Raw genomic sequence first — 16,707 nt, 5'->3', positions numbered from 1 at the left:
ATATGGAAACACCTACTCAGGATATTCGCTTAGGCGAATTAACATCAAAATGGGCCAAGAATAATCATCTTTATGTCGAGTACAAACCGCAAATGTCCTCGACATCGGATCTTGCAAAAAACAAAGCCTTCGATGAAGAGCTTCTAGACGAAGCAGTTTGTTTGTTCTTAACTGACTACCAAAGCGCCGGGCGAGGCCGAGGCCAAAATAGCTGGCTATCCCCACAGCCGGGCTCGGCTTTACTAAGTAGCTGGAGCTACCTAGTCAATGCTCTTCCGCAACCGACATTAGCTCCGCTGATGGGCCTGGCAGTTTATCGAGCTTTGTCTTCGACATGGCCCTATCTAGCCTGGAGCTTAAAAGCCCCGAATGATATTTACTTAGGTGATAAAAAAGTGGCCGGAATTTTATTAGAAAATGTCACTCAAGCCGACGAAACCCGCATCATTGTAGGCCTTGGATTAAATATCTTCAGCACTCCAGAAAATATCGAGACCGCTACCAGTATCGCCGCCGCTCTACCCGAGGGCGTGCCTCTACTTGGACAAGATTATATGTCTTTCCTTGATCGTTTGTTCTTTGAAATTACGGATGCAATTTCAAATTGCGAACAAGGCCTATCCCCATCAGATCAAGCCTCTTTGAAAATGATTTTAAATAAAAATCCTTTTATGAAAAAGAAGATTGATTTTATTGGAACCGATGGAAGCCTGCACTTTGAAGATCAAAGTCAAACCCACTGGAGTCAACTGTAATGGCCTTAACTTTCACCCCAGCATCTAAAGCAATGCTTTGCCCTGATTTTCAAGTGAAGGGAACGGATGGGAAAATCTATTCACAAACTGATCTAAAAAAAGGAAAACCGTTCTTGGTTGTTTTCATGTGCAATCACTGCCCGTATGTGCAAGCAATCGAAATCCGCCTTATTAAGCTGGGCAATCAGTTAAAGCAATTAGAAGTTCCAATGCTAGCTATTTCCTCGAATGACAGCGAAGAGCATCCAGAAGATAGCTTCCCAGAAATGAGCCGAAGGGCTTTAGAAAAAAACTATTCATTTCCGTACGCGATTGATGAAACTCAAGAGGTGGCAAAATCTTTTGGAGCCGTTTGCACCCCTGACTTCTTCTTATTCAATGCAAAAGCAGAACTTGCTTGGCGCGGACGACTTGATGATAGTTGGAAAGATGAACAAAAGGTCCGTCGACATGAACTTCTATCAGCTGTGCATGCGCTTATAAATGAAACTGAACTTCCAGAGGAAATACCTTCAATGGGATGTTCAATTAAATGGAGAACTTAATCTATGTTTCGTTCGGCCTTAGTCTTTATTTTCTTTGTCCTTATCGGATTTACCGGATTCATGACCTTTCATCTGGGCGTTTGGAAAGGCGTCAACATTCAGAAAAAGACTTACCCTGATTTTATCCTCTTATACAAAGAGCATATGGGGCCTTATCACAAAACTGTAAGTGCTATCGAAGAAGTGGAAAAGTGGGCCCAGGCGAACAATATTGATTGCCGTCTTTCTTTTGGAAAGTATCTAGATGACCCACAAGCAACTGAAGAAGCTCGCCTTAGAAGCTGGGGTGGATGTTTAATCTTGAATCCTAGCAAACAAAGCGCAGAAGCTTTTAATGCCGCACTCCCCAAGCACCCTGGGGATTTTAAGATCGAAGGCTCGGCCGAACGCGAATTTGTGATCGCTGAATTTACGGGTTCACCAGGAATTGGCCCCATGAAGGTGTATCCCAAAGTGGCAGATTTTATGGAGCAAGCACGGCTTCGTCAAAATGGCCCTGTAATTGAAATTTACGAGATCCTAGATCGTGCCGCCAAAAGAGAAATGAAAACAACCTATCTTTTTCCATTCTAAAAAAAAGCCCACCTTGAAGGTGGGCTTTTTAGTAGATAGCCTTGATTACTTAAGCTTTGCAGCCCATTTGTCTTCAATCTTTTTATACTCGCCACTTTTTTTAATGGCATCCATTCCCTTATCAAAGATTTCAGCAAACTTTGCTCCATCTTTATGAACTTTAGAGAATGAAATATAAAGTTTATCTGAAGTCACATTACCAACAATCTTAATTTTTCCATCAAGATCTGCTTTGTTTTCAGAAACAATCGATTTCATCACTTGGTCATAAATCACGCCATATTGTGTGCGACTTGCCGCTAGCTTTTTTAGCATTGTTTTATCGTCAACAGCTGGATCTTTTTTAATTGCTTTATTCATATCGAACTCGTTACCGTAAGTATAACCGTTGGTAATACCAACTGTCTTACCTTCAAGCGATTTTGTAGCTAGCCCAGACTCTGAAGAGCTGGCAGGGCCTGCAATAACGATATTCGCCGTGAACAACTCATTTTTGTGGAAGATATAATCTTTTTCTAAGTCTGAATTTTTAGACGTATCAAAAACCCCAACTTCAGTTCCTTTTTTAACTTCTTCCATTCCACGCGCATAAGGCATGATTTTGAAACTCACTTTAGTACCAGCAGCTTTGAATGCTGCTTCAACCACATCAACTGCAAAACCTTCGGCTTTACCATTTCTTTCCGCGCAGTATGGATACCAATCATTTTCTGCAACTATGGTTACGGACTCTTCTGCCTGGGCAAAAGAGGTCGCCAAAAACAATACTGGAACGATCGACTTCATAAAATTCTTCATGTACTACTCCTTGGTGTCATTGAATTTTGATGTATAAGTTTTTTATTTTATTCTATTTAAACAGGGAATCCGAAAAGGACTCCCCCTTTTGAACTTGCCGGAAGCAACTTAATTAAGATGCTTTGCCTGTAACGACCTGATTCAATTCTTTCACCAGATATTGCAAGCGCTCTGCTTGCTCAGACAGCTCTTTTGAAGACTCGGAAACCTTAACTGAATTATTCGCCGTTTCTTGAGTCGAAGAATCGATCTGGTTCATCGCTTGACTGATCAAGTTAAGACCTCGAGTTTGCTCGCTTGTGGCCCCCGAAATCACTTCGTTAAGACTGCTAATTTTATCAACACCGTCAGCAATGCGTGCGAAGACCTCGCCATTGCGCTCGACTGCTTTGCGGCCGTACTCGATCTTCGACACTGAATCGTTGATCATTTGACCGATATCTTTCGCCGCAGAAGCGGATCTCTGCGACAAGTTGCGAACTGCTTCTGCAACCACCGCAAAACCTTTACCGTGCTCACCAGCTCGAGCCGCTTCGACAGAAGCGTTCAAAGCAAGAAGGTTGGTCTGAAAGGCGATATCATCGATGACAGTTGTGATTTCTTGAATCTTCTTAGAGCTTTCAGAGATCTCTCGCATCGCTGAAATCAAAGCCTGGACTCCATCACGTCCCTCTTTGGCAAACTTCGCACTTTCACGGCTACCTTCAGAGGCCTCGTGGGCATTTTCAGAGCTGGACTTCACCGTCGAAGAAAGCTCTTCCAAAGAAGCCACTGTTTCCTCGATCGCCGCTGCCTGCCGAGTCGCTGCCTGAGAGATGTTTTCGAAAACCTCTTTAAGTTCGGCTGATGTCTGCCAAGTAGTTTCTGAGGTATGAGCGATCTGCTCTAATGAGGCGATAAGCTTTCTCACGTTGCTGCGAATGACGAAATAAAGAATAAATGACAATAAGAACTGCGCAATAAGAACCGCAGACATTGTTGTTAAGATGCCTCTTTTAAATGCGGCTTCGATCGAATTACGATTGTATCCGACCTTCATTTTCCCGATCACACCATTTGTTGCGTATGTCACATCCGAGTCGAATTCTAAATGTTCTTTATTTGCACTGGTTTTTTCTTCGTTGATTGGCTTTCCATCTTTATCATAGAAATTAACAAACTCGACGTAATCCTCTTTAGAGAGGTCATCAGAAATTGATTTTAAAGCCGCGTTATCCAAATTCCAGATATAAAATCCAGCAACCTTTGAAAGATAACTTCCAACGGTCTTAACCTTCTCATCAAGACCGTTAATGGCATCCGTTCGCTTTTGATAGATGATCTGGCCCGCAAGTCCCATCAGCATCACAAAACAGATAAAGTTGACCCAGATGAGCAACCGCGTACCGAATGAAAAACGACTTTTGATTTCCGAATGCTGCTGAACTTGATCCATCTAAAAACTCCCATATTCTCAGAGTTTCTTATCGACGAATCGCAAGATTTCTTAACGACCAGAAATTATGTCATCTTAATACGAATTGCCCGGAAATAAATGTTACCGAAGCTGCCTCAAAACGAGATCCAGATTTTCGTCCCCAAGCTCATTGCCCGTTAAATAGTGTTACCGAACAGGCTAGCCTTAAGTCCTTAGAATCACAGGGAGGTGATTTGGTGCAAGGGTCTAGTAAGTGGGACTATGTCCGAGTTATGAGCGAACGTTACCAGAATGCGTGTCGCAAGGAGAAGCGTCTCATTTTGGATGAGCTGGAGAAAAATTTAAAAGTTCACAGAAAAAGTGCCGTGAGGGCCTTGAATTATGTAAAAAATAAAAAGCCCAAAGAGTCTCGAGGTCGCCGTCGTATTTACGACGATTTCGTGATCCAGCATTTAAAGAAGTTGTGGCTGGAGATGGGGCTGCTCTGTTCGCGCAGAATGAAGAAAGCCCTGCCCCGTTGGATCGTTCATTACGAGGCTCCAGAAGTGACCAAGCACTTATTGCTGCAGATGAGTAAAACAACCATAGATGTTTATCTGCGGCCCTACAAAGCACAATACCGCCGCCACTGGAATAGCGGCACGAAAGCCGGCAAGTACATCAAAACAATGATCCCGTTAAAGCCCCTGGACTACAACGTAAGATCCGTGGGCCATGTCGAGGCCGACACGGTTCACCACTGTGGTGGAAGCTTAAGTGGAGCTTATGCGATTACGCTAACCGTGACGGATGTACTGAGCAGTTGGACGGAGTGCCGTGCTATGTGGGGCAAGTCTTCGTTCGGGGTTACGACTTGCATGGTGGACATTGAAAGAAGTTTACCGTTTAAGCTACACACGATCTGTACGGACAATGGGAATGAGTTTTTAAACCATCAGTTCCTCCGTTACCTGCAAGACCGCGAAGAGAAGGTCGCTCTTAAGCGAGGTCGTCCCTACCGCAAGAATGATCAGTGTTACGTTGAGCAAAAGAACTTCACCCATGTCAGGGAGCTTTTTGGTTGGGATCGTTTAGACAAAAAAGATCTGATCGAAGTGATGAACGACATTTACCGCAACGAATGGTCGTTACTACAAAATCTTTTTTATCCGCAGATGAAGTTGGAATACAAAACTCGAGTGGGGGCAAAGTACAAGAAGAAATACTCGGAACCACAGACACCTTTAGAAAGAATCCTAGCTTCACCAAACGTCTCCCCAGACTGCAAAGAGAAGCTAAGAAAGCTTGAACAAACTTTAAATCCGTTCGAACTCAAAAAAAGCATAGAAACTAAACTAAAGATCATCAACAAACTTCTTCAAAAAACCGAAGAAGATCCAGAAGGAATACCAGCATGACACACAAACCCACAGACAAGTCCTTCGGTAACACTTATTTATCGGTCAATACGAATAAAAGGGCGCTATTTTTAGCGCCCTTTCTTTTTAGTGTTTTGATTTGAGTCACTAGCTTCGGATTTTAGATTATTTGTAATACCGGACTCAGGTCTAGGATCCGAAAGAATCATCGTATCTAAAACGGCACGAGACTCTTGCGTTTTATCCATCTTAAAGCCCCGAATCTTTTTGTTTTGAATACTTGGATCCAGGTGCTCGGTGATATCCACAGTTAGATCTCCAAAACAGTGCATCTGACATGCCAATCTTCGCGAATCTAAATAATAGCTGGTTCCAATCAAGCTTAGTTCTGTTTTATTCGGCGGAATCACATTCTTGCCGCCTTCAACAACTTGAACACGGCACTCGGCACAACTTGGAACGCCCTTACAAATAGAGCGAATCTCGATCTGATTTTCTGATGCGATTTGAAGCAAAGATTTATCAGGATTTCCCTGAACCTCAACCCCACTTGGTAAAAACTTAATCTTCATTTTTTACCCCACCACGATACGAACAAACTTCTTCTTGCCCGCTTTGACGACAAATTTTGCACCCGATTTTAAATCCATTTTCAAGCGAGGATCCGAAACCTTTTCGCTATCAATCTGAACCCCACCACCTTGAATCAAACGTGTCCCTTCGCTATTTGAAGTCGCTAAACCCGCTTGAACCATCAAAGCTACAAATGAAACCTGGTCTGCTGCTGAAACCGCAAAATCAGGAATATCATCAGGAAGGCCTTTATCTACAAAAATGCGATTGAATTCGTCTTCGGCCGCCTGTGCCGCCGTTTGCGAGTGAAAGCGCGTGATCAAGAATTTAGCTAAGTCGACTTTGACTTGTCTTGGATGCTTCCGTCCCTCTTTAACGTCCTTTTTCAATGACTCAAGTTGTCCGGCATTTAGATCCGTCAACAACTCGTACCAACGGTACATCAGCTCGTCAGAAATACGCATCGTTTTTCCAAACATATCCTTAGGAGTGTCCACCACACTGATATAGTTATCCAAGGATTTGGACATTTTGTGAACACCGTCGATGCCCTCTAAAATTGGCATGGTCAAGATACATTGTGACTCTTGGCCATAGGCTGCTTGAAGGGATCGACCAACCAATAGATTGAATTTTTGATCAGTACCACCCAGCTCGACATCCGAACGCAAAGCCACGGAATCATAACCCTGGGTCAATGGATACAAAAATTCATGAATCGCGATAGGAACTCCGCCGCGATATCTTTTTGTGAAATCGTCTCTCTCTAGCATCTGAGCAACAGTGTACTTTGCTGCCATTTTTATGATCTCTCCTGGACTCATTTTATTGATCCAATGAGAGTTATAAACGATTTCAGTTTTATCAGGATCTAAGATCTTAAAAATCTGCTTAGCATAGGTTTTCGCATTTTCTTGAATTTCTTCTTCAGTCAATGCAGGTCGCGTAGCACTTTTACCAGTAGGATCACCGATCAGGGCCGTAAAATCACCGATCAAAAAATGAACATGATGGCCCAAATCTTGAAACTGCTTTAACTTATTTATGACGACGGTATGCCCAATATGAATATCAGGGCGCGTAGGATCTGCACCCAGTTTGATATTCAAAGGCTTCCCAGTTTCTTTAGAACGCTTCAGCTTCTTCAGCATCTCTTCGTCATTAATGAATTCGGCAACTCCGAACTTAATGCGTTCAAGCTGTTCGCGCGGGTCTAAAAAAGAACTCATCTCGCATGCTCCACCGAGCGGGACTCACGGATCACCGTGACCTTCGCTTGCCCAGCATGCGGAAGTTCACGCTCGATTTTACGAGCCACATCACGCGCCAGAACCTGAGCCTGCTCGTCACTTACGCGACTGCTTTCGACCAATACTCGAATATCTCGACCCGCCTGAAGAGCAAAAGTCTTCAATACGCCATCAAAGCTATTCCCAATGCTTTCCATCTCTTCAAGACGATGGATAAAGTTATCCATGTTGTTTCTACGAGCCCCAGGACGGCTGTTTGAAAGAATATTCGCAGCGTACACGATCCATGCTAAGATACTGTGTGGCTTCTCGTCCTCGTGGTGGGCTCGAATCGCATGGCAAATCTCTTCAGACTCGCCATACTTCTTAGCCCATTCAGCTCCGACAACAGCGTGATTGCCGTCGGCCGCATGATGTTCGACCGCTTTACCGATATCATGCAATAAACCTGCACGACGGGCTGTCTTAACATTCACACCCAGCTCTGCCGCCATCAATCCAGCAATATAAGAAACTTCCATCGAGTGATTCAATAGATTTTGAGCATGCGAAGAGCGAAACTTCATAGAACCTAAAAGTTTCACAAGTTCCGCATGAATCTGGCCAATTCCCAGCTCAGCAATAACGCGTTCGCCTTCTTCTTTGACAGATTTCATCAACTCGGTTCTTTGTTTTTCTACAACTTCCTCGATACGTGCTGGGTGCACTCGTCCATCTTCCATAAGCTTCTCGATTGTACGTCGAGCAAGTTCACGGCGAACTGGATCGAAACCAGAAATAACCACAGCCTCTGGCGTATCATCAACAATAAGGTCGACGCCGCAATGAGCCTCTAAGGTACGAATATTACGGCCTTCACGACCGATGATTTTACCTTTCATCTCGTCACTAGGTAGCGACAGAACCGACACGGTTCTTTCCGAAGTGTACTCGGAAGCAAAGCGCGCCAAAGCCTGGCTAATAATTCGTTTAGCTCGATTCGACGCTTCTTTCATCGTCTCTTCTTCGATAGCTGCAATTTTCTTAGCCGCTTCTTGCTTTGCTTCATCCTCTAATGCGCTTAGTAGTTGGCGACGAGCTTCGTCCTGAGACATCGCAGCGACGGACTCAAGCTTTTTCTTCAATTCATCATTGGACTCGTCGATCTTTTTTTCCATGTCTTTCACACGGTGCTCAGAGATCGCGATTTTTTCTTCTCGGTCTTTCAACGAGTTAACAAAACGCTCGTTTTCTTCCATTTTTGCCTTGAACTGATCATCGACCTCTTTCAGGCGGCGCTCAAGTTGCGATTCCTTATTTTTCAAAGTGGATTTTTGCTTATGAATGTCAGCTTCGACATTCTTACGCGCCCGCACTTCGAAATCCTTAGCCTTTGTTTCGCTATCTTTTTTAATTTTAGCAGCTTCAGATTTTGCTTTGTTAACGATTTTATCTGCTTCAATTCTGGCAGACTTCTTTTTAGATTCATCTTGAATCTTCTTAAACACATAAGCGCTGACGGCTCCAACAATCAGGCCCAACGCTACGGCAATTACCAATTCCATTTACTTCTTCCTCTTTACTTCAGTTTCAAAATTTCCCGCTCGGTGATGATCACATCCATTTTTATGTCGTGCTCTTCACTTGGAATCTCTGATGTGCTTAGTTGGCAGTGCCAAGCCAAACCCACTTTCAATCCCGACGATTGCGTCAGAGTTCTATCATAAAACCCTTTGCCTCGTCCCAAACGAGTTCCATTTCTATCAAATGCTAGTGCTGGGATAAGAAAGCCTTCAATTTTGCCGGTTGCAACTGCTGGCATTTTTCCAACGGGCTCTAGGATTCCTAAAGTCCCCTTTTCAAAATGAGTTGCCACCATAAACTGTAAATCTGGCCCATGAATTCGTGGGAATACCCATTGAATTAATGTATTGGTGATATCGCCAACATTTACAGCGGCCTCTTCAGGCAAAGCACAATAGCTCGCCCAGATTCCCCGCTTGTCAGCTAAAAATAGATTCAAATTCTTTAAGAGAGCTTTTTGTTCTTCGGCTTGTTGTTCAAGCGAAAGCAACTGAAGTCGATCCTGCAATTGCTTTTTAAAAAACCGACGAACCTCTGATTTTGAGGTTCCCATGCTCACTCCCGTTACAGACTACGCGTCTTGGAGTTTTCGACTTCTAAAGAAAGGCGAAGCGCTTTCTCTTCAATTTTCTCAAGCTCGCGATGAGCTTTTCTTTTTAGAAGGATCAACTCTTCAGCAATATTCATTGCTGTTAAAACGGCCGCATTTTGGAAGGAACCATTTTTGGTTACACCCATTGCCTGCTCCATGCGAGTATTAACAAAATCGACAAGCTCTTGAACTGTAGCATCGTCATGTTGTGATTTTAATTTATAGGGGACACCCGCTATGAGGAAATTAAATGTTTTTTTCTCAGATGCCACTTCGAACCTCGCAGAATTTGAATGCCTTAATTTTTAGGCTAACACCTAAAAGTATAAGTCCCTTCAACTGGTTAAGCCAAGGTCTTTTTATAGACACAGACCCTAAGATTTATTTTTTGATGCAGTCGCAAACGACTGCTCCTGCTTGCCGAATATCACACAAAATCTGACGTTTCTGAGGCGGATCGTTCAGACTCAGCTCTTCAATCTTTTCGATATTCTTCTTGTAGGTCAGACGGACTCCATTGAGCTTCGTGTCAATGTAGGTATAACGGTCTGATTCGAAAACTGCAGTGGCAAAAAATTGATTCAAATCCTTCTGAGGAGGATTGAGCTTTAGCTTTTCTGGAATAATTTGCTCTTGCGTCAAGCCCTTCGCATCAAAATAATCAAGCTGCATGCGATAGTTTATTTTAGGGGATGTCACACTGTCAGTGGTCCATAGGCGGATCTTCTTTTTTACATCTGAAGAATCGGTAAAAACAGCCACTCTTTCAAGCATCAAACTTCGTGTAGTTACAAACTTTAAATCAATTAAGTCCTTCAGTTTCGAAAGATCTACCTTCGCCTTGACCTTTTCACTCTCGAGTTCTGGAAAACAACGCACCACATTCAAGTAGGATAAAGAAACTGGCTCCACCCCGAACGATTGAGCGCCAACACTGATGCTAAGAATAAATAAAAAGAAAAAGGGGATGAACTTCATCCCCCCAAGCTTACTGAGCCGATTTCAATGCCGCAAGTACTTTTGCGTCCAGTTTATAGGCTTGTTCATCTTCGATGAATCTTAACTCACCACTATTGCCCATCTCTGCACTTAGGTACATCATGTGAACTGTCACAGCCTTAGGTAAATCTACCCGCATATTCTGATATTCCTCACGGCTTTCTTCAGCCTCGGAGGCTGGCAAGAAAGACTTGATTTTTTCGATATCAAAACCGCGGTAACCTTGAATCAACTCGGCCGCAAGCTCTACGGGATACTGCAATCTCACACAACCCGAACTTTCCAATCGTCTTGCATTCGCAAACAGATGTCTTTCGTTCGTATCATGCATGTAAATATCCAGCGGATTGATCTTATTCGGATTGCCATATTCGAACAATGGGAACTTCAACACACCCAAGGTTGAATTATATCCTGGCTGTTGAACTAACCAATAAGGTGTATTCGAGTTTGGCTTGAAGTCATCAAAATCAACTTCAGATTCATCTACATACTGAGCCAAGCGTTTAATCACATAACGATCAGTTACAGGATCCCAAACTCTTTCATCGCTCCAGCTAGTTGCAATTCTAAAGTTATTATCTCGAAGCCAATTTGGATTCTGCTTGATCAAAGGTAATTTTGCACGATAAGCCATGCCCGCAGGCACAGTCCAAGTCGGATTCAATAGAACATGACTAATTACCTGAGTCTGTGAAGGCGTTTTCTTATCGTCCTCGCCATTCAAACGACCATTCACTGTTCTGAATGACATCTGAACACGACCACCAGTGAATAACTTAAATTCTGAAAAACCTAAATTGATAAAAATATAACGGTCTTCCGAACCCACCGGCAACCAACGTAAGCGCTCTAGGTTTGCTTCAATTTGCTGAATGCGTTTGTCGAAAGTCACATTCAATTTACCTAAAGTCAACGCTGTCACCTTACCCGGCAAAGCATTCATCGAATTGTAATTCTTTAAAACCGCCTCAAGTTCAGCGTCGTAAACATCAGATCCTAAAGTGACTTTATACCCAAAATCAAAAAGTCGCTCGCGAAGCGCAGGAATTCCCGAGTCTTTCTTTCCAAGAACCAAAGCAGATTCAGTGACTTTTAAATTTGAGCCACGTCCAGCCGCCTTCAAGCCTCGAAGCTGAGCCAAATTAGCCTTCAACTGCTTATATTGAACATGAGTTGGTTCAATGCTTGCCATGTACTGGCGAAGTCCTAAAGCTCCAGAATTGAGAGCGCGAATGACTCCCTGAATATCCTTAAATTCTTTTTTGTCATAACGGAAGCTCTCGTCAACTTGCGAACCTACTAAGCGACCTGAAGATACATGCATTGCATATCTTAAAGCACCTGCTGTCGCCAAAGAATGGAAGCGATAAGCATCACGAATATTACCGTCTGCATACAAAGATTCAATTTCAGAACCCCAATAATCATCAGGGTTCAAGCCTTGAGCTTTAGCCGCACGAAGAAGAGACCGCAACTCGCGAGCGGTTTCGGTCGCCCGTCCATTTTCGACTAAGATGTTTAAAGAAACACTTCCCGCTACTGCGTCCTTGGCACTTGAGGACACCTCATTGGCGTAAGTTGCAGAACTAGAACCAATAACATCTTGCTCGGGCCGCACAGGGACGGGCGCCGGAGTCACTGGTTGAGCCGGTGGCGTAGGCTGTGTCGGTTGAACTACAACTGGCGGCTGCGTAACAACTGGCGGCTGCTGCGGCTGAGTTGGCTGAGCCGGAGGCGTTGGTTTTACTGGTGGCTGAGTTGGTGTCGGCGTTGGTGCAGGAGTCGCCCCTGCAATCAATCCTTTACCTTGTGCAGAAGCTGTCAACACGCGTATGATTTCTGATTCACCCTTATCGAAGAGCTGAGCCAATCCTTTGAAGCTATCAAAAAACTTTCCATTTTGCCGGACTTGAATTTCATCTAACTGCTTAAAGACCGTATAAGTTAGCATGTACTCTAAAGTGATATTTGGTGAGCTGCTTTTTAAGAAGTTCTGCAAATAAGCTAAGTTTGCATCAAGGTTAGCACCCTTAGATCGACCTTCTTTAATAAAATCAAAAGCCATTTTGACCATTTGACGATCAAGCACATTGTTGCGATAAAAAATAGATCGATTACCCCGATGCGAATAAACAATCCGAATAGGATCTGTCGGAAACGCCAGATCAGGGCGTCCCGGAGGTTTAAGAGTCTTATATCCCTCGAAGTTACTTGCAAAACACTGTGGTTCTACGCTTAAACACATCGAAGCAGCTTCGACAGCTTGAACGTATGTAAGGTTTTGAGCCAGTAGCATAACTATCACCGACCATTTTTTCATAAAGACTCCTTCAGATCATTTCGATACAAAATGAATGCCACGTCAGATCGAATTAATCGCTTCACAGCCCCTAAAAGCGTAAAAAAACCCTTCGCTGTGACAACGAAGGGCATCCACATTTTTAACGCTTTAAAGCCTCAAAAAAACTATCGATTTTCTAAAATCACCTTTGTAAAAAGCTCTTTGTTTTCTCGTGCGCGAGTGACCGCATCAATTTGCTCTTTTTGGAAGAGCTTATTATAGAGCTCAGATAAAAGGCCCCGACTCTGGCTTCTTTTTTCTGCAATGGACTCAAATTTCGCATTCATCGAAGTTGTTTCCGTAGAAGATGGAACGCCATACCCAATTGCTACCATTTTGGCGGGAGTAACCAATTCGCCTTTTATCTCAAAAAAACCACTCTGAAGCGCCAATATCTTTTTAACTGCATCTGTGATTTCTTGTGAAAGATTGTCATTTTTAATCACGTTCATAATAAAAGACTGAAGAGACGCCTCGCTGGTACGCTCCGCCTGAGACTCTAACAGTAAAAACGCCGCCGCATATTTAGTTCTTAATGACTTCTCCGCTGGCAAAAATTTATGGAACAAATAACGCCGAACTAATGGAGACTGCTCAATCCAGTCTTCAAGATCACGAGCTTCAGACACTTTAGTATAAAGAGAAACTGTCTCTAAAGCCTTCTCTAAATGCTCTTGATGGGAAATAAATAAATACCCGTTCTGCGCAGCCCAATCCCTGTTATCCAAGAAATCATCATCCAACATCTTGACGTAATTCAAGACATCTCTCATTCCATAAGGAGTCTGAGCCGATTCGTTCATCAATTCTGGCCTTAAAGTAGCAGAGCGAAGAAGATTCATACTCTCGACGGCGCAGTTATTAGAGAAAAAGTAGTATTGGCCATTGTATGACCAATGAGTTTCAATCGAACGCTCCAAAAATCTTTCCACCTCGTCACGAGTCAAATTCAATGGATAGCTCTGTAAATCTCGAAGTTCTGTTTTATTATATTCTTCAATCACCTGGGCAAAAGGGATAAAAAACAACCGAGATGGATAGTCACCACCGATACCCGCTAAATTACTGATTTCCGGTGTATTCACAAAAGCTCTAAATGAAAGCACAATGTGGTATTGAATATCCTTTAAGCAATCCGGACCAACAACTTTACGTTGAGGTGCACACATCACCAGCCTAAACATAGAATGTCCAAACTTCGCAGACAATCCATCACCACGGCTAGCTAACAAATAGTGAACTTGATAAAGACGCTTTTTATCAATTCCCACCAATGCTTTAGAGGCTGAATTAAACTGAGGATTCACGATCTTTAAACTTTCCGAGCAGTCGGCAACTGGAAAGGGCCGATATTGAAAATGGGTCACTAAAAGTCTATTCATCGTTGGCTTTCGACATTGAAACTCTGAATCCGTAAGAAAGGCTTCCATATTGACAGCAAACATCTCTGCCGAGCTTCGCAGCTCGTAGGAATCCAAACTTCTAAGAGTAAATGAAGTCTCGCTGATACGACGACCCTCGCCATGAATATTCAAAAACCAGCCGCCAACTTCCAAGAACTCGGGAGTTGTTGATAACGTGGACTTGATTTTTAAAAGTGGATAACAATCATCTGGAACCTTATCATCACGACTGTGAGTATTGCCACCATACCAGGTTTGACACCAGCTGATTCGCGATGCTTTTTCAGGATCATGTATATTTAAAAAGTCATATAGATGAGTCCACTCGTGGATCAACATCTTCTTTAACATCAAAGGATTATTTAAATACTTCTTATTGATAAACATTTCGCCCTTACGGTTCGAAGATCCACCAATATGTTCTGCTTCTTCTTTAACAGTGATTTTATAAATTTGAGTCTTCCGAGGTAAGTGCGTCTTCAAGGCCGCCAGCATTTTGGGAGGCATTGTGGCCTCGACATCCTTTTGGGCTCTATACATCAAACCTCGCTCTTCAGCGGACAGATCTGCGTTCTCCATTAAATTAATAGGCAAGGCAGTGAAGATCCCTTCAGCCTGGGCACAGAATCCTACTAATAATATAGATAAAAACCAAAAGCCTGCATTTTTCATAAGTTAGTCCTTAAAACCAATGATTGCAAAAGCAGGTCCACTGTTTCCAAATTCCTTCACGTTCTTAGCCCCTCTAAAACGAGCAGTGACGAACAAGACTTTTACAGAGGCTACAAAAAATGTCACTCTCCCAGCCATTTCACTAAAACCTCTGTCTCAATTTGAATCTATTGTATTTAAGCCTGAAATCCTTGGCCCGGACATTGCTCAATGGGTCTGCGTACTGTTTTTAAATTTGAAAGTTTTTAATTTTAACTAAAAGAGGTGTTTATGAAAAAGAGTCTAATCCTAATCGCAATTCTTATGTCTTCTCAGACTTTCGCATTCGAAAGCTCTAACAACAAAGACAAAGATACTCAAGCCACAGTAACTGAAGAAAAGAAAAGCAAAGGCATCAGCAGTTCTTCGGGCTCTTTATACACTGAAGTTGAGTGTGATATGAGCGATTACACTTGCTACCGAATTATTTTGGATTTGGGGCGCCAAGAAGCTATTGCTCACATTATCGATGGTGGTGATGTTGGCCACAGAACTACTCTTTTAAATCAAGCCATCGAAGCCTATCGAAAAGTAAATCCTGCTGCTGAAGTTATGAGTGACGAAGAAGTCATCTATCTTTTGGCTACATCTAAATAATTCTAATCGAGGTCAAAATGTTTAAGAAAATACTTTTAACAATGGCCAGCTTATTTTTAAGCACTCAGGCCATGGCTTATATCACAGCAACTTATGGTAACAATGGGACTGATGCATACACTCGTACGCATATCCTTATCGTTGGTAAAGGTAACGAACTCTCGACTCTTTTACAAACAACTGCGGCAGCAAAAGCCAAGAAGTACGCAGAGCTTTTCCCGAACGAACAGGTCTATTTGATTTCTGTTAACGAAACTGGAAAAGACGACAACTTAGAACTTCTTTCTAAGTATGGCTTCCGCAACGTCACAGAAAAAAGAAGCTGGAACTTTGACAGCTCTGATGTTTTCAAAGAGATGAGCCAGTTCAAGAAAATCGCTTCGGTAGATATTTTTTCTCATAGCGTGGCTTATTACGGAGTTATCCTTGATGGAAAACTAAATCGTATGGACCCTAAAAAGGACGGTTACGAAAAGCTTGCTCCTAACTTCACTCCAGATGCTTACGCAGTTCTACATGGTTGTAACTCGGGTCAGTTCTTAGCTCCGATTCTATCACACCAATGGAATATCCCTGTTGCTGGATCATTTACTTCAACAGACTTCCAACGTTTGCATGAAAACGGCAGCTGGTACTTTGACGATGGTCGTAAACCATCAGAGGGCTCATTCGTATCAACAAACAAAAAGTCGTACCAAAGAAACGAACTTTGTGTTGAGGGCGCTTGCCGTCGCTTGACTCCAGACAACCACCCATACAACGGTTACTGGGGTGACTTCGAAGGTGGCGGACTTGGTTTCTTTAAGTTCTTCTGCTTAAAGAACTCAATGGAAGATTGTCAAAAAGGTATGGCACGTGCAGCGATCGCTCATGTCTCGAATCTGCCGATCACCAAAAACAGCAGCTTCGAAGATTATGAAAAAGTTGTGTTTGATATCCTTTGCCCAATCTCTGCGAAAAAAGATCTACGTGGTGAGTGTATCGCGGGTCTTAGAAACGCAGCTGCAACAGGTGGAACTTACGACTCTTTTGGTGGAAAATCACTACAGTGTGACTTCAAAGGTTGTAAAGCTAAGTTTAAGTGCGAAAGAATTCCGATCATTGACTTGTTGAAAGAAAAATCATGCACAGTTATCAACTTGCGTGAAAGCTCAAAAACAACAACTCAAGTAGAAGAGTACAAAGCCTACATCCGTGGTTGGAAACTTCTTCAAGCTCAGAAGTAGTTC

Annotated in this window: 16 protein-coding genes; 6 read left to right on the top strand and 10 right to left on the bottom strand. The window is 42.9% G+C overall.

What is annotated here, in order from left to right; translation table 11 throughout:
• Positions 1 to 2 precede the first annotated feature (2 nt).
• The 3 genes from AC04MN_RS10395 to AC04MN_RS10385 are packed head-to-tail and all read left to right on the top strand — an operon-like array spanning position 3 to position 1,873.
• Complete coding sequence (locus tag AC04MN_RS10395; RefSeq protein WP_475383140.1) at positions 3 to 755, top strand: biotin--[acetyl-CoA-carboxylase] ligase; 753 nt, start codon at positions 3 to 5, stop codon at positions 753 to 755.
• Positions 755 to 1,300, top strand: coding sequence for a thioredoxin family protein (locus AC04MN_RS10390; RefSeq protein WP_475383139.1), 546 nt, complete (start codon positions 755 to 757; stop codon positions 1,298 to 1,300). The genes AC04MN_RS10395 and AC04MN_RS10390 overlap by 1 nt, the downstream gene beginning before the upstream one ends.
• A gap of 3 nt (positions 1,301 to 1,303) precedes the next feature.
• Positions 1,304 to 1,873 (top strand): GyrI-like domain-containing protein, encoded by a 570-nt coding sequence (locus AC04MN_RS10385; protein WP_475383138.1) that lies wholly within the window; start codon positions 1,304 to 1,306, stop codon positions 1,871 to 1,873.
• A gap of 45 nt (positions 1,874 to 1,918) precedes the next feature.
• Here AC04MN_RS10385 and AC04MN_RS10380 read toward each other — a convergent pair whose 3' ends face one another.
• On the bottom strand, positions 1,919 to 2,671 hold the full coding sequence (locus AC04MN_RS10380; protein ID WP_475383137.1) for a substrate-binding periplasmic protein: 753 nt from the start codon (positions 2,669 to 2,671) through the stop codon (positions 1,919 to 1,921).
• Positions 2,672 to 2,783: 112 nt separating this feature from the next.
• Positions 2,784 to 4,106: a methyl-accepting chemotaxis protein gene (locus tag AC04MN_RS10375; RefSeq protein ID WP_475383136.1), complete on the bottom strand. Its 1,323-nt coding sequence runs from the start codon at positions 4,104 to 4,106 to the stop codon at positions 2,784 to 2,786.
• Between the two features lie 254 nt (positions 4,107 to 4,360).
• Between AC04MN_RS10375 and AC04MN_RS10370 the strand changes: the two genes are divergently transcribed.
• Positions 4,361 to 5,485 carry a transposase gene (locus AC04MN_RS10370; RefSeq protein WP_475381291.1) on the top strand — a complete coding sequence of 375 codons (1,125 nt, stop codon included), beginning with the start codon at positions 4,361 to 4,363 and terminating at the stop codon, positions 5,483 to 5,485.
• Between the two features lie 71 nt (positions 5,486 to 5,556).
• Here AC04MN_RS10370 and AC04MN_RS10365 read toward each other — a convergent pair whose 3' ends face one another.
• The 8 genes from AC04MN_RS10365 to AC04MN_RS10330 all read right to left on the bottom strand — a co-directional run bounded on the left by AC04MN_RS10365 (position 5,557) and on the right by AC04MN_RS10330 (position 14,842).
• Positions 5,557 to 6,018 (bottom strand): 2Fe-2S iron-sulfur cluster-binding protein, encoded by a 462-nt coding sequence (locus AC04MN_RS10365; RefSeq protein WP_475383135.1) that lies wholly within the window; start codon positions 6,016 to 6,018, stop codon positions 5,557 to 5,559.
• Positions 6,019 to 6,021: 3 nt separating this feature from the next.
• Positions 6,022 to 7,248 carry a tyrosine--tRNA ligase gene (tyrS, locus tag AC04MN_RS10360; protein WP_475383134.1) on the bottom strand — a complete coding sequence of 409 codons (1,227 nt, stop codon included), beginning with the start codon at positions 7,246 to 7,248 and terminating at the stop codon, positions 6,022 to 6,024.
• Positions 7,245 to 8,813, bottom strand: coding sequence for a ribonuclease Y (gene rny, locus AC04MN_RS10355; protein WP_475383133.1), 1,569 nt, complete (start codon positions 8,811 to 8,813; stop codon positions 7,245 to 7,247). Before rny ends, tyrS begins: the two co-directional genes overlap by 4 nt.
• Before the next feature lie 14 nt (positions 8,814 to 8,827).
• On the bottom strand, positions 8,828 to 9,385 hold the full coding sequence (locus AC04MN_RS10350; RefSeq protein WP_475383132.1) for a 5-formyltetrahydrofolate cyclo-ligase: 558 nt from the start codon (positions 9,383 to 9,385) through the stop codon (positions 8,828 to 8,830).
• Positions 9,386 to 9,396: 11 nt separating this feature from the next.
• Entirely contained in the window at positions 9,397 to 9,696 is a 300-nt protein-coding gene (locus tag AC04MN_RS10345) for a cell division protein ZapA (RefSeq protein WP_475383131.1), read from the bottom strand.
• A gap of 109 nt (positions 9,697 to 9,805) precedes the next feature.
• On the bottom strand, positions 9,806 to 10,402 hold the full coding sequence (locus AC04MN_RS10340; protein ID WP_475383130.1) for a hypothetical protein: 597 nt from the start codon (positions 10,400 to 10,402) through the stop codon (positions 9,806 to 9,808).
• A gap of 10 nt (positions 10,403 to 10,412) precedes the next feature.
• On the bottom strand, positions 10,413 to 12,746 hold the full coding sequence (locus AC04MN_RS10335) for a L,D-transpeptidase scaffold domain-containing protein (protein ID WP_475383129.1): 2,334 nt from the start codon (positions 12,744 to 12,746) through the stop codon (positions 10,413 to 10,415).
• A 146-nt stretch (positions 12,747 to 12,892) separates the two neighbouring features.
• Entirely contained in the window at positions 12,893 to 14,842 is a 1,950-nt protein-coding gene (locus AC04MN_RS10330; protein WP_475383128.1) for a DUF7844 domain-containing protein, read from the bottom strand.
• A 270-nt stretch (positions 14,843 to 15,112) separates the two neighbouring features.
• Between AC04MN_RS10330 and AC04MN_RS10325 the strand changes: the two genes are divergently transcribed.
• Positions 15,113 to 15,478, top strand: a complete 366-nt coding sequence (locus tag AC04MN_RS10325) for a hypothetical protein (RefSeq protein ID WP_475383127.1) — start codon at positions 15,113 to 15,115, stop codon at positions 15,476 to 15,478.
• 17 nt (positions 15,479 to 15,495) lie between these two features.
• A complete protein-coding gene (locus tag AC04MN_RS10320) occupies positions 15,496 to 16,704 on the top strand; it encodes a hypothetical protein (protein WP_475383126.1) in 1,209 nt (402 codons plus the stop codon).
• The last annotated feature ends 3 nt before the right edge of the window (positions 16,705 to 16,707 follow it).

Source organism: Bdellovibrio sp. ZFWA1, assembly GCF_056175665.1.
The sequence above is the reverse complement of the archived record's forward strand: the minus strand, read 5'-3'. Positions and strand labels throughout refer to the sequence as shown.